This window comes from Streptomyces sp. NPDC041784 (assembly GCF_055591025.1).
Window position 1 is genome coordinate 197,973 of record NZ_JBVJAB010000007.1, and the last position, 12,995, is coordinate 210,967.

Annotated in this window: 15 protein-coding genes; 6 read left to right on the forward strand and 9 right to left on the reverse strand. The window is 70.8% G+C overall.

From position 1 onward, the window contains the following. Positions 1-33: 33 nt before the first annotated feature. A complete protein-coding gene (locus ACZ6D7_RS17450) occupies positions 34-420 on the reverse strand; it encodes a nuclear transport factor 2 family protein (protein ID WP_469491171.1) in 387 nt (128 codons plus the stop codon). A 138-nt stretch (positions 421-558) separates the two neighbouring features. On the opposite strand from ACZ6D7_RS17450, the gene ACZ6D7_RS17455 reads away from it, so the two are divergent. From ACZ6D7_RS17455 to ACZ6D7_RS17465, 3 genes are all read left to right on the forward strand, one after another. Beyond that, the gene (locus ACZ6D7_RS17455; RefSeq protein ID WP_469491173.1) at positions 559-1,083 is read left to right on the forward strand and encodes a hypothetical protein; all 525 of its coding nucleotides are present in this window, start codon (positions 559-561) and stop codon (positions 1,081-1,083) included. 123 nt (positions 1,084-1,206) lie between these two features. Further along, entirely contained in the window at positions 1,207-1,974 is a 768-nt protein-coding gene (locus ACZ6D7_RS17460; RefSeq protein ID WP_469491175.1) for a hypothetical protein, read from the forward strand. A gap of 100 nt (positions 1,975-2,074) precedes the next feature. Continuing rightward, the gene (locus tag ACZ6D7_RS17465; RefSeq protein ID WP_469491176.1) at positions 2,075-3,871 is read left to right on the forward strand and encodes a chitinase; all 1,797 of its coding nucleotides are present in this window, start codon (positions 2,075-2,077) and stop codon (positions 3,869-3,871) included. 99 nt (positions 3,872-3,970) lie between these two features. Here the strand turns inward: ACZ6D7_RS17465 and ACZ6D7_RS17470 are convergent, their stop codons facing one another. The 6 genes from ACZ6D7_RS17470 to ACZ6D7_RS17495 all read right to left on the reverse strand — a co-directional run bounded on the left by ACZ6D7_RS17470 (position 3,971) and on the right by ACZ6D7_RS17495 (position 8,270). Next, the gene (locus ACZ6D7_RS17470; RefSeq protein ID WP_469491178.1) at positions 3,971-5,107 is read right to left on the reverse strand and encodes an FAD-dependent oxidoreductase; all 1,137 of its coding nucleotides are present in this window, start codon (positions 5,105-5,107) and stop codon (positions 3,971-3,973) included. 102 nt (positions 5,108-5,209) lie between these two features. Next, positions 5,210-5,440 carry a hypothetical protein gene (locus ACZ6D7_RS17475; RefSeq protein WP_469491180.1) on the reverse strand — a complete coding sequence of 77 codons (231 nt, stop codon included), beginning with the start codon at positions 5,438-5,440 and terminating at the stop codon, positions 5,210-5,212. A gap of 98 nt (positions 5,441-5,538) precedes the next feature. Further along, positions 5,539-5,664 carry a hypothetical protein gene (locus ACZ6D7_RS17480; RefSeq protein WP_469491182.1) on the reverse strand — a complete coding sequence of 42 codons (126 nt, stop codon included), beginning with the start codon at positions 5,662-5,664 and terminating at the stop codon, positions 5,539-5,541. 72 nt (positions 5,665-5,736) lie between these two features. Then, entirely contained in the window at positions 5,737-6,651 is a 915-nt protein-coding gene (locus ACZ6D7_RS17485) for an SDR family oxidoreductase (protein WP_469491184.1), read from the reverse strand. Between the two features lie 73 nt (positions 6,652-6,724). Then, the gene (locus ACZ6D7_RS17490) at positions 6,725-7,468 is read right to left on the reverse strand and encodes an SDR family oxidoreductase (protein WP_469491186.1); all 744 of its coding nucleotides are present in this window, start codon (positions 7,466-7,468) and stop codon (positions 6,725-6,727) included. 103 nt (positions 7,469-7,571) lie between these two features. Beyond that, positions 7,572-8,270, reverse strand: a complete 699-nt coding sequence (locus ACZ6D7_RS17495) for a TetR/AcrR family transcriptional regulator (protein WP_469491187.1) — start codon at positions 8,268-8,270, stop codon at positions 7,572-7,574. A gap of 157 nt (positions 8,271-8,427) precedes the next feature. Here ACZ6D7_RS17495 and ACZ6D7_RS17500 point away from each other — a divergent pair, with 157 nt between their 5' ends. From ACZ6D7_RS17500 to ACZ6D7_RS17510, 3 genes are all read left to right on the forward strand, one after another. Further along, on the forward strand, positions 8,428-8,787 hold the full coding sequence (locus ACZ6D7_RS17500; protein ID WP_469491189.1) for a hypothetical protein: 360 nt from the start codon (positions 8,428-8,430) through the stop codon (positions 8,785-8,787). Positions 8,788-8,868: 81 nt separating this feature from the next. Further along, complete coding sequence (locus ACZ6D7_RS17505) at positions 8,869-9,528, forward strand: maltokinase N-terminal cap-like domain-containing protein (RefSeq protein ID WP_469491191.1); 660 nt, start codon at positions 8,869-8,871, stop codon at positions 9,526-9,528. Beyond that, positions 9,503-9,640: a hypothetical protein gene (locus ACZ6D7_RS17510; RefSeq protein WP_469491193.1), complete on the forward strand. Its 138-nt coding sequence runs from the start codon at positions 9,503-9,505 to the stop codon at positions 9,638-9,640. Before ACZ6D7_RS17505 ends, ACZ6D7_RS17510 begins: the two co-directional genes overlap by 26 nt. Positions 9,641-9,880: 240 nt before the next feature. Here the strand turns inward: ACZ6D7_RS17510 and ACZ6D7_RS17515 are convergent, their stop codons facing one another. Together ACZ6D7_RS17515 and ACZ6D7_RS17520 are read right to left on the reverse strand one after the other, a co-directional pair. Continuing rightward, positions 9,881-11,311, reverse strand: coding sequence for a cellulose binding domain-containing protein (locus tag ACZ6D7_RS17515; protein WP_469491194.1), 1,431 nt, complete (start codon positions 11,309-11,311; stop codon positions 9,881-9,883). A gap of 79 nt (positions 11,312-11,390) precedes the next feature. Beyond that, entirely contained in the window at positions 11,391-12,923 is a 1,533-nt protein-coding gene (locus ACZ6D7_RS17520) for a beta-N-acetylhexosaminidase (protein WP_469491196.1), read from the reverse strand. Positions 12,924-12,995 lie beyond the last annotated feature (72 nt).

A 12,995-nucleotide genomic window follows, 5' to 3' on the forward strand; every position in this document is an offset into this window, starting at 1 on the left:
CGCCGACCGGCGGCCCGTTCCTGAGCGCAGGTGTTACTCCACGCCGGGAGGCACGCGCGTGGCCTGGTGGTAGTACATCCGCCAGCCGGCGTCCGCGTCCTTCCTCCGCCAGATCGAACTGTGGCGGGTCCTGCGCTCGCCGAGCATGGTCTCGAAGGTCAGGTGCACCAGGCCCGGCGCGAGCAGCACTCCGGTGATCCGCGAGGGTTCGTAGCGCGGGGCATCCAGCGAACTGCCCTCGTGGTCGGCGAGTTCGCCGAGCATGGTCTCGTACGTCCACCGCCGACCCGATCCGCCGACCTCGACGAACTCGGGGTCGAGGAGCCGGCCCGCCAGCTCTCGCGAAGCCCGCACCGGCGGATCCATCAGCGCCAACTCGCCGGCGATCGCCTGTTCCACGTCATCCGTCGCACCGTCCATGGAGGCATCCTCGCTCGCCGCACCGCTCCCACCGCAACCGAATTCGGCCGCCGGACCCGGCGGCGAGCGCGCGGCCGACGAGCAATCCTTCTGAACTGCGGTTTTGCGCAGGCATGGTGTTCCATGAGACTGGTCGGCATGCACACGGCGCACGCACTCACTCACTGGGACAGCCCCTTCGTCAACTTCCGCCACTTCGACTTCGCGGATGGCATGGGGCACGGATACCGGTGGGTCCACGTCAAGCGCTTCCACCTGCCGGCCGGCGCCTCCCATGACCGCGACCTGCTGGCCGCCCTCATCGCGCACCCTGAGTTCCGCGACACCTATGACGGCGCCGACATCTGGCTCGAACCACGGCACGGCCAGTGGTGGTCGGACCGCATCACTCCGGACACGTACGCGCTCGTCGACGAGGCCGCGGCGAGGGACACGATCCGCACCTGGGCGATGCATGGGGCCGATCTCCCCGCCGCTCTGGAAGGACGGCTGCACGACGTGGTCTATCAGCCGATTCGCCAGGCGACCAGCCGGTACGCGCTGGGCGCACTGCCCGACACCGCCCAGCACGACTACGGCCCGATCCACGGCGAGTTCCACGAGCTTGTCCTCATCGATCGCAGGTCGGGCGTTCTGGCCCTCGTGGTCGCTGCCGACGACTGAAGACCGAGGTTCCCCGGACCGCCACGAGCCGGCTCCACTGAGTACGCCTACTCATGCCCACCCGCCCCGGGACGGGGACGATGGGCTGTGTCGAAGTGCCGACGGGAGACGGGAGGCGGGGGCATGGGCAGACTTCTGGGGGCGGTGGTGGCCGTTGTTGCGGCGGCCGCGGCGCTGGTCTTCGCCTACGTGGCGGGGGCCCCGCCCGCGGTGGTGTTCGCCGTCGGGGCGGGCGTGCTGAGCCTTCTGTGGCTGCTCGTCCTGCTCACGCTGCCCTGGAACCTGTACTTTCGCGCGCATGCGGTCCTCGCCGAGATCGCGGTGAGCCGTGAGAAAGGCATGGAGGTCTCCCCGGCCCGGGACGCCGAGGCCGCGCGCATCGCCCGCACGATGCTCCGGGCGGCGGTCGCGGGCCACGTCCTGACGGCGGCGGTCGTCGTCGCGGTCACCTGGACGACGGGCGAGTTCACGGGCTACTGGTGTGCCGCGTTCTTCCTGCTGAGCACCTTCTTCCGTCCGGCCGGCGCCTACTTCGGCCAGCTCCGACGGCGCCTGGGCACCCTCCTGAAGGACGTCACGTATCCGCGGGACGACGTCGTCGAGCTGCACGCCCGGCTGAACCACGCCGAGGCCGGGACGCGGGTTCTGGAGGAGAAGGCGGAGGAACAGTACCGGGCCCTGGCCGAACTGCGCCGCACCGTGGACGCGCTGGCCATGAGCGCTTACGAGCGGGCCGAGGAGACGGACCGCAGGATCGCCGCGCTGGGCAGGGAGTTCGCGTCCACGGTGAACCGCCTCACCGACAACCAGGACATCATCGCGGGTGTGAAGGCATTCCTGCGCCTGCTGCGCTCCACCGACACGGCCGACGGCACCCCGGCCTCCGGGTGACCGGGGACGGGTCCGGACGGCAGAGGTCTTGACAACCTAATTGGTCTGGACCAAATTGGGCGCGCTCCACACTCCAAACACCCCATGCCCGGAGGCACTTGTGGACCGCACCAGACCTGTTCTCGCCCTGCTCACGGCTGTGGCACTGGCCGTACCCGGCATCACCGCGCTCTCCTCGCCCGCCCATGCGGCCGACGCCGACCTCGCCCGGAACGGCGGCTTCGAGGCAGGCCTCGACGGCTGGACCTGTACGGCCGGAAGGACGGTCACCAGCCCCGTACGCACCGGCAGTTCGGCGCTCCAGGCCACCCCGGCCGGCAGCGACCACGCACAGTGCTCGCAGACGGTGACCGTGCAGCCGAACTCCCAGTACACGCTGTCCGGATACGTCCGCGGCTCGTACGTCTACCTCGGCGCGAGCGGCACCGGCACCACCGACGTCTCCACCTGGACCCAGTCCGCCCCCGACTGGCAGCGGCTCACGACCGCCTTCCGCACCGGCGCGTCCACCACCAGGGTGACGATCTACACGCACGGCTGGTACGGCACCGGCGCTTACCACGCCGACGACATCTCCCTGATCGGCCCCGGCGCGTCGACCGGCCAGCCGCCCGCCGCGCCGACCGGCCTGAAGGCCGGCACCGTCACCTCCTCCACCGTCGCCCTGTCCTGGTCGGCGGTGAGCGGCGCGACGAGCTACGCGGTCCACCGCGACGGCGTCAAGGTCCAGACGGTGAGCGGGACGTCGGCCACCGTCACCGGCCTGTCCCCCTCGACGGCGTACAGCTTCCAGGTCACCGCCGTGAACGACGCCGGCGAGTCCGCGAAGTCGGCGGCGGTGACGGCGACGACGACCGCCGGATCGGGCGGCGGTTCCACCGACCTGCCCACCCACGCCCTGGTCGGCTACCTCCACGCGAGCTTCGCCAACGGCTCCGGCTACACGCGCCTGGCCGACGTCCCCGACAGCTGGGACGTCATCGACCTGGCCTTCGGCGAGCCCACGTCCATCACCTCGGGCGACATCCGCTTCACCCGCTGCCCGGTCACCGAGTGCCCGAACGTGGAGAGCGACGCCGACTTCAAGGCCGCGATCAAGGCCAAGCAGGCCGCCGGCAAGAAGGTGCTGATCTCGATCGGCGGCCAGAACGGCCAGGTCCAGCTCACCACGACGGCGGCCCGCGACACCTTCGTCTCCTCCGTCTCGAAGATCATCGACGAGTACGGCCTCGACGGCCTGGACATCGACTTCGAGGGTCATTCGCTGTCGCTGAACGCCGACGACACCGACTTCAAGAACCCCAGGACGCCGGTGATCGTGAACCTGATCTCGGCGCTGAAGACCCTGAAGGCGAAGTACGGCTCCAGGTTCGTCCTCAGCATGGCCCCCGAGACGTTCTTCGTGCAGATGGGCTACCAGTACTACGGCACGGGCCAGTGGGGCGGCCAGGACCCCAGGTGCGGGGCGTATCTGCCGGTGATCTACGCCCTCCGTGACGACCTGACCCTGCTGCACGTCCAGGACTACAACTCCGGCCCGATCATGGGCCTCGACAACCAGTACCACTCCATGGGCGGCGCGGACTTCCACATCGCCATGACCGACATGCTGCTCTCCGGCTTCCCGGTGGCCGGCAACGCGAACAACGTCTTCCCGCCGCTGCGCCCGGACCAGATCGCGATCGGCATGCCGGCGTCGACCAACGCGGGCAACGGGTACGTCGCTCCGGCCGAGGTCACCAAGGCCCTCGACTGCCTGACGAAGAAGGCGAACTGCGGCTCGTACACCACCCATGGCACCTGGCCCGCCCTGCGCGGCCTGATGACGTGGTCGGTCAACTGGGACCGGTTCGCGGGCTGGGAGTTCCAGCGGACGTTCGACAGCTACTTCGGCTGACGGTCGCGCCTGTCCGTGGAGGGCCGCGGCGTGGGCCGGCCACGGACAGGCGACCGGACGAGAGGACGGGAGGACGAGGGACGGGAGACGAGGACGGGGTCAGCCGGCGGTTCGTGGACGGCCGAGGGCGAAGCGGGCCGGACCGGGCTCGCCGTGCACGAGGGAGGCGGCCAGCTCGCCGATCACCGACGCGAACTTGAACCCGTGTCCCGAGCAGCCGCCCAGCACGGTGACCGGGCCCTGCCGGTCCACGAGGAAGTCGTGGTCCACCGTGGTGGTGTACAGGCAGGTCAGCGAGTCCGGCGCGGTGTGGTCCACGCCGGGCAGCCAGCGCTCGGCGTACGAGGCCAGCGCCCGCAGGGTCGCGGCGTCCGGGGTGCGGTCGCGGTGGTCGGGGTCGACGACCGGGCCGATTCCGTGGAAGCCCGCCTTCACACCGTCGGTGCTGCCGAGGCCGTACACGCCATCCGCGGTCGGGCCCTCCGCCGGGAGGGCGGCACCCGGGTGATGGATGAAGCTGGGCCAGGACAGCGGGTCCGCCGCGGGGAAGTGGGCCGGCTGCTCCTGCGTGACCCGCAGCACCGGCACACCGCTCACCGGCGCGGACGCGGACGCGCCGCCCGCGAGGAGGGCCGGCGTCCAGCCGCCCACGGCGACCACCACCGCGTCCGCGCGCCACTCCTCGTCCGCCTCGGTCACCACGCGTACGCCGTCCCCGAGCACCGACAGCCCCCGCACGCGCACGCCGTGCCGGACATCGGCGCCGTGGGCCCGTGCCGCCTGCTGGAAGGCGGCCACCGCCTCGTCGGCGTGCAGGCGTCCGGCCTCCGGATGGAACACCGCGCCGGTGTCGGCGCACAGCCCCGGCCACCGCTCGGCCACCTGCTCCGGCACCAGCCGCTCGGCGGGGCGTCCGGCGGCGGTCAGAGCCTCGTACAGGGCGTCGGTGAGCACGGCCGGGCCATGGTCGACCGCACCGGTCAGGGCGAGGACCTGCCGTCCCGTCTCCTCCTCCAGCCGCCGCCACCAGGGCAGCGACCGTACCGCCAGATCGACGTAGAACGGATCCGTGTATGCCAGCCGGAAGATCCGTGAGGTGCCATGGGAGCTGCCCCGGTCGTGCCCGGGCTGGAAACGCTCCAGCAGGGTGACCTCCCCGCCCCGTGCGGCCAGCCGCCAGGCCGCCGCGGAACCCATGACACCGCCGCCGATGACGACGATCCGACGAGCAGGCACGACGCACGATCCCTTCGAGAGTGATTCGGATGCGAAGCGATTTCTATCAGCAGGCTTCCGGATCGGATCGGCCCGTCCGCGGAGTGGGCCGTCGGACGGCTGTTACTCGGGAGTGCCCCTGGGCGCCCATGCCGTCGGTCCGCCGCCGCGCCACTCGATCAGCGCGGATGTCTCGGTGTACGTCTCGTCGGCGTCGTCGATCCCGGCGTCCCTGAGAAACTCGACGACGTCCAGCAAGCCGTACGCCATACCCAGGAAGTGATCGCCGACACGCACCCGGCGGCCACCGTCCGTGGCGGGCGGATAGATCACGACGGGCTGCGGGTAGTCCATGCCACCAGCGTGCGCCCGGTGCGGTCCGCGCGCATGCCGACCGGTCCCCGCGTCGGGGGTCGGCTGCGTGCAGGCGCGTGTCCGGAACGACCGTGCGGTCACCCGCTCTTGGCGACCTCGATGGTGACCTGGCGGTCGTAGAGGTCCTTGAGAACGGATTTCGGGGTGTGTTCGTCCACGATGACGAGGTCGAAGTCGGTGAGCGGGGCGGAGAGCAGCAGCACCTGGAGACGGCGGAAGCAGCGACCTGAACTGATGGGTGCCGTAAGGGAGGTGCTGGTGGTATGGGCCCTCGGCTACGACGCTTCCGCAACGGTGCTCGCGGGGTGCACGGTGAGCAGGTCGGCGAGGCCGGTGCGGGTGAGGAATTCACGTCGGATCCGGTCGGCGACGTCCGAGACTTCCTCGGAGCCGTCGTCGACCGGGTCGATGGTCACCCGGTAGGGGCGCTGTCCGGCGGGGAGCCCGACGATGCGGGTGATCTCGTCGGAGACGAGGGAGGCCTCGGCGCCCTGGGGAGCCGGCGCGGCGAGCTTCTCGCTGACCTGGCCGACCAGGCCGGCGTACTTGGTCTCGTACTCCGCCTCGACCTCCAGGTCGGTCGCACGACCGGCATGGGCGAAGTGGTTGGTGCCGCTGGTGAACGAGCCGGGGACCACGATGGATGTCTCGACTCCCCAGCGGGCCAGTTCGGCCGCGTAGCTGACGGCGAGGGAGTCCATCGCGGCCTTGGCGGCGAAGTACGGTGCCAGGTAGGGCGGAGTGCCGCCCTTGACGCTGGTGCTGGACACCCAGATCACCAGGCCTCGGCCCGCCTGGCGCATGCTCGGCAGGGCGGCACGGTTGACGCGCTGCGTCGACAGCACGTTCACGTCGTACAGGTCGGCGAGCTGTTCGGGGGTGAAGGCCTCGGCGGGGCCGGTGACCATGTGGCCGGCATTGTGGATGAGGACGTCGATACGGCCGTGCTCGGCGAGGACGCGGCCGATCGCGGTGTCGACGGACTCCTGCGAGGCGACGTCGAGCTCGATGGGGCGCAGGTCGACGCCGTGTTCCTTGCTGAACGCGGACGCGGCCTCGGCCTGCGGGGCGTTGCGGGTCGCGGTCTGGCGCATGCCCGCGTGGACGGTGTTCCCGGCCTCCGCGAGGGCGCGGGCGGTGAGAGCGCCGAAGCCGCTGGACGCGCCGGTGATCACAACGATGTTGCTCATGTCTTCCATCTCCTTGCACAAGGGGTCGGTCGCCCGGAGAGCCGTCCGCGTACGGCTCGGGGCGGCGCGAAGGTCAGGCGATACCGCCGTTGGCGTACAGGACCTGTCCGTTGATCCAACGGGCCGGGCCGGCCAGGAAGGAGACCGCTTCGGCGATGTCGTCCGGGGTGCCCAGGCGTTCGAGCGGGGCGGCCCGGGACAGCTTGTCGAGGGCGGTCTGGTCCTTGCCCTCGAGGAACAGCGGGGTGGCGGTGGGGCCGGGGGCCACCGCGTTGACGGTGATGTTCCTGCCGCGCAGCTCGCGGGCCAGGACGAGCGTCATGGCCTCGACCGCACCCTTGCTGGCCGCGTAGGCGCCGTAGGTCGGGAACTGCAGGCGGGTGACGGATGTGGAGAAGTTGATGATCGCGCCGCCGTCGCGCACACGCCGGGCCGCTTGCTGGGAGACGACGAAGGTGCCGCGGATGTTGGTGCGGTGCATGCGGTCGAGGTCGTCGAGGTCCAGGGTCGCGATCGGCGACAGGAGCATGATGCCGGCGGTGTTGACGACCACGTCGAGGCCGCCGAACTCCCGCTCCACGGCGTCGAAGGCGGCGGACATGGCGTGCTCGTCGGCGACGTCACCGCCCACGGCGATGGCCCTGCCGCCGGCCGAGGTGATGGCGGCGACCGTCTCGTCGGCCTTGGTCTTGTTGCCGGCGTAGTGCACGCCGACGGCGATGCCGTCCGCCGCCAGGCGCTCCGCGACCGCCCGGCCGATACCGCCGGAGGCGCCGGTGACGAGGGCGACGCGTGCGAGGTCGGTGGTGGTGTTCATGTCTTGTCCTTCGGTGAGTTCGGTGAGTTCGGTGAGTTCGGTGAGTTCGGTGGTGTGGGGGTGAACGGTGTGGGGGTGATGGGTCAGTGAGGCAGTGAGTCAGTCAGTCCTGCCGGACGGCTCCTGCGATCTGCGCCAGCCACTGTCCGAGGAGCGCGGACTCGGCGGGTGTGAAGGGCTGTGGCGTGAGCGCGTCCAGGGACGACAGCAGCGTGGTGGCGGCTGCCTGCCGTATGTCGTGCGCCGCGGTGTCGGCGGGGGCGTCGAGAAGGATGGCCCGGTGGATCGCGTCGCGGACCATCACGGACAGGTTCAGGTCTGGATACAGCGTGGGGCGAGTGATCAGCGCGAGTGCGACCCCGGTGTTCGCGGTCATGACCATGCGCGCGGCCACGTCCGGTACGACGCGCAGGCGCCCCTGCGCGGAGAGCCGCTCGAGGACCCCGCGCAGGATGCGCATCGCCTCCTCCGCGGCCTCGGGCTCGGAGCGCAGCGCCGAGGAGAACATCAGCTTGTAGGGGTTGGGGTGTGCCAGTGCGAAAGCGGTGTGGCTGTCCCATCCCGCCCGCAGGTCCTGCAGTGGGTCGGCGGACTTCTCGGCGGCCCGTTTGCTGCCCAGGTACTGATCCCAGACGTGGTCGACCGTGGCGGTGAGCAGGCCGTCCTTGTCGCCGAACAGCCGGTACAGCACGGGCTGCTGGACGCCGGCGGCCTCGCAGACCGCGCGGGTGGACACATCGCCACTGGGTGAGTGTGCGAGCAGGTCCGCGGCCGCCTCGATGAGCGCTGATCTCGTATCCATGTAATCGACGATAACACGGGTTGTTTGCACTGACAACGGAAGACTGTTATCGGTGATACTCGACCAGGCTCGAAACCCTGTGGCTGCTGTGGTGGAGCGGCCGATACTGTCGTGGTCCCCGGCCGGCCGCACCAGCGGTTGCCCTGCCCGGAGCGTGATGCCCGTGACCAGCCAGCGATCGACGACCACCCTGTGGCGTCCCACCGGCCCCAAGGAGCTGGAGCTGGTGCGGGAGCTGGACTGGCGTGCCTGGCCGCCCCGCCTGCCCGAGCAGCCGATCTTCTACCCGGTCCTCAACGAGGACTACGCCGTCAGGATCGCGCGGGACTGGAACGTCAAGCACGACGGCGCGGGCTTCGTCACGCGGTTCGAGGTCGAGTCGGAGTTCCTGCGCAGGTACCCGGTCCAGCAGGCAGGCGGACAGACGATCCTGGAGTTGTGGGTGCCGGCCGAGGAGCTCGACGAGTTCAACGCCCACATCGTCGGCAAGATCCAGGTGGTTCGGGAGTTCCACTGACCGACCCGGCCCGGCCCGGCCCCGGAACAGGGTGCGAGGGTGCGAGGGTTCGTATCCGTTCGAAGGGGGAGATCCTCCGGCATGGCCGTCATCCACCACACCATCCTGAAGCCGACCAAGCTGGAACTGCTCAACTCGTGGCTGCCCTCCCGCCCGTGGTACCACGGTGGCGTGGGCGGACCGGAGTTGGCGAAGGCCGGCGGCTTCCGGCTGGACGACCCGCAGGGCGCGGTCGGGATCGAGTTCATGGTGGTCACCGACACCTCTGGCACTCACCAGACCGCCTACCTGTTGCCGCTCACCTATCGCGGTGCTCCGCTCGACGGGGCGGAGCACGCCCTCGTCGGCACGATGGAGCACGGTGTGCTGGGGCGGCGCTGGGCCTACGACGGCTGCCACGACCCGGTGATGGTCGCCCAGCTGCTCGCCCTGATCGAGGGCCGGGTGCAGGCCCAGGACCAGAACGTCAGCGACGTCCCCGACCGGGAGGTCATGGCCTCCTGCACCGGTGAGGGCTCCCTCTTCACCGACTTCACCGCCACCGACGATCGAGAAGGCACCGCACTGACCGCCCCGAACGGCGCGGTCCTCCGCCTGCACCGGGCCCTGCGGCCCGCCCCGGACGGCCCGTTCCTGCCTCCGCGGGGAGCGATCGGCCACGTCACGGGCTCCTGGCGGCAGCAGTCGGGCAGCCGCGCCCGGGGGATGTTCGCCGTTGTGCACCCCGGTACCCCGGCGTAGCCTCCACGTCTTCGCCGACGCCTCGACGGCGGACTCCGACTACACGGTCACGGCGTACGCCCAGGACGGCGAAGTGCTGCTCCGGCAACACTTCGAACCCGCCGCCGCGTGACTGGACCTGTCCGGCCGATCATGCCGCAGACGCGGGGTGTGGCACGCCCTCCCCCAGAGGGGGTACCCCCAGCGGCGTTGTCGTCGGTTGCCGACTCCCCCGCGCTCGGCTGCGCTCGCACGGGGGGACCCCCATCGCGTCGACGCCCTCCTCCGCCTTGCAGCTGCACGCACCACACCCCCGCTCACCGGCGTGCCCAGGCACCGCCGCTTTCCTGCGACTTGATCGGCCGGACAGGTCCTAGTTGGTGGGCACGGTGTCCTCGAACGCGGTTCCGGCCGCGCGGTAGGCGTTGACCTTGGCGGTGACCTGGGCCGGCGTCAGGACCTGGTCCTTGACGTGGAGAACGTAGTCGACCTGCTGGTCGTAGGCACGGGCCGCGGTGCTGGTCTGGCCGGCCAGGTCGATCAGCCACTGGTTGAAGTTGATCGACATGGGGCGCTCGGGCAGATACGCGGCGTCATGGGTGCCGAAGAGCAGGCCGTCGACGTAGTACGTGAGGGAGTTGCTGTCGATGGTCAGGACCAGGTCGTGCCAGCCGGCATAGCTCTGGCGGGCCTCGGTGTGCTGGTTGACCGCCTGCCACGGGTCTGGGTTGTAGGTCTCCCAGGACGTGGTGTACAGGATCGTGGAGGGCTCGCCCCAGCCGCCGTTGGGCAGGTACTCGAAGTCGTACTCCGCGTAGTTGTCGGCCATCGGAGCCGTCAGGTCGTTGATGGTGAAGAACGTCTGGACCACGTGGTCGCCGTCGGGCCCGGACACCGGAGCGTCGGAGAACCTGACCCTGGCGGCGTAGGTGCCGTTCTTGAACTTCGTGGCCTTGGTGAGGACTTCGGTCTGCTTGGTGCTCGCGGCCGTCCCCGCGGTGGATGTGCGCAGGTTCATCACCGAGTTGCCGCCGGAGCCGGCGAAGGTGACGTTCTCCGGCGCCCAGGTGGCGCCGGGCACGCCGGGACCGCCCGAGTTCGAGCGCACGCTCCAGCCGTTCGCGGCGATCCTCGGGTCGCTGGAGGTGGTGTAGGCGAAGTCGTCGAACATGCTCTGCCCGCCGGTCGGCGGGTCCGTGGGCGGATCGGTGGGCGGGTCGGTCGGATCGTTGCCTGCGGGGGCGGTGCCCCACACCGTGCTGCCGGACAGCTGGGCGGTGACCTTGGACCAGTCGGCGTAGGCCGTCTGGGCGGGACCGAACGAGTAGTCGTCGCTCTGCCTGAGGGTCTGCCAGTCGGAGCGGTGGAGCAGTTGCATGTCCCCGGTGTCGGCGCCGGGTGCGAGCGTGCCCGCGCCCGCGGTGAAGCCGATCTCCAGGTAACGGTCGGCGGTCGCCGTGGGGTTGGCGAGGGTGCCGAAGGTGCCGGTGATGTTGGCGCAGCCCTTCACCGCCCAGGAACAGGCGAAGCGGTAGCCCGCGCCGGCGCTGTCGGCCTTGAAGTAGTAGCGGACCTTGACGGTGCTGAGCGGGACGGCTCCGTCGCCGGTGTTCCTGACCTTGAGCCAGGGCTCGGTCTGGTCCGCCGTGGCCCCCGTGGCGCTGGTGCGGTACTGGACGGCCACGTCGTTGGCGGCGGCCCGGGCGGTGACGGGCAGGGCGGCAAGGCCGGCGGCGCCCATGGCGACGGCCACGGCTGCGACCGCGGCGATGCGCGGCCGGCTCGGACGGGTTCTGGACGTCATGCTGATTCCTTTCGGGACGTCATGCTGATTCCTTCGGGACGGGGTGCTCGGTGCTGGGTCAGGCGGTCCGCCACGGCTCTCAGAGGTGGCGGCGGACCTCGAGTGCGTCGAGTCGGCGGGTGTGCCGGTCCAGGCGGGAGCGGAAGTCGTCCCACTCGGTGGGGCCGCTCCAGCCGCGGTCCGCCAAGGCGCACAGCCGGGGATAGGTGAGGTGTTCGAGGCGTTCCGGGGTGGTGGCGAACTCCGTCCACACCTGGGCCTGCGTGCCCAGCACCCGCGCGGCGGCCTTCGGTTCGGCTCCCTCGGGCACGGGGTCGTGTCCGTGGACGTCCCGCAGACCGACGACGGCTCCCGGCTGGCCCCGAGGTTCCTGAGGGTCGGCGCTCTGGGGGTAGTCGAGGTAGGTGGCCCGGTAGTGGGCGTTGATCACGGCATGGCCGCGGCCGGCGGCGGCAAGGGCGTGGGCGGGGTCGCGCCAGGCCATCACGGTGAAGTCGTCGGGCAGTTCCGTGCCGGTCTCGGCCCAGCCGACCGGGCGCCGCCCGTTGCGGACGAGGAACGCCCCGATCCGGCTGAGGAACCAGCGGTGCAGATCGGTGGGTCCGCCCAGGCCCTCGGCCCGGATGCGGGCCCGGGCGAGGGGGCTGCGCTCCCACTCGGTGAGCGGGCATTCGTCCCCGCCGACGTGGATGTAGGGCGACGGGAAGAGTTCCATGACCTCTGCCAGCACGGTGTGGCAGAAGTCGAGGACCTCGTCGTGCACGCCGAGGACGGTGTCGCACACCCCCCAGCGGGTCCAGACCTCCAGGGCGCGGCCCGGATCGTTGCCCAGTCGCGGATAGGCGGCCAGGGCGGCCCGGACGTGGCCGGGCATCTCGATCTCCGGCACGACCGTCACACCGCGCGCGGACGCGTGGTCCACCAGGCCCGCCAGTTCGGCCCGGGTGTAGGCGCCGCTGTGGGCGGTGCCGTCGAAGTCGTCGCCCGAGGCCCCGATCATGGACTGTGTGCGGTGGCCGCCGATCTCGGTCAGCCTGGGGTAGGCCGTGACCGGCATGCGCCACCCCTGGTCGTCGGTCAGGTGCAGGTGGAAGACGTTGATCTTGTGGAGCGCGAGCAGGTCGACGTAGCGGCGCAGATACTCCACCGGCTGGAAGTGGCGTGCCACATCGAGCATGGCTCCGCGCCAGGGATGACGGGGGGCATCGGTGATCTCGACGCAGGGCAGGGTCCACCGCACCCCGCGCCGGGGCGTCCGAGCCAGGGCCTCGACGGGCAGGAGCTGTCGGATCGTCTGCACCCCGCGCAGCAGTCCGGTGGGCTGCGCGGCGCGCAGCAGCACGGAGCGCGGACCGACCGTGAGGGCGTAGCCTTCGCGGCCCAGACCCGCCAGACCCGGGTCCACGGCGAGGACGACCGTTCCGTCGTCGGCGGGGCGCAGCGGCAGCCCCGAAGCGGGGGCGAGGAGCGTGCGCAGCAGACGCGCGGCGACCTCGGCTCCTTCGCCGACGCGTAGACACGTGCCGGCGCCGAACGTGAACTGTCCTGCTCTGGCCCGGGTCTTGGTCGGCTTGGGCAGGAGCGTGGCGTCCAGAGGGGGTACGGCGTCCAAAGGAGGTGCGGAGTCCAGAGGTGCTGCGGAGTTCGGAGGGCGTGCGGGCACAGTTGTCTCCCGGGGGTCACG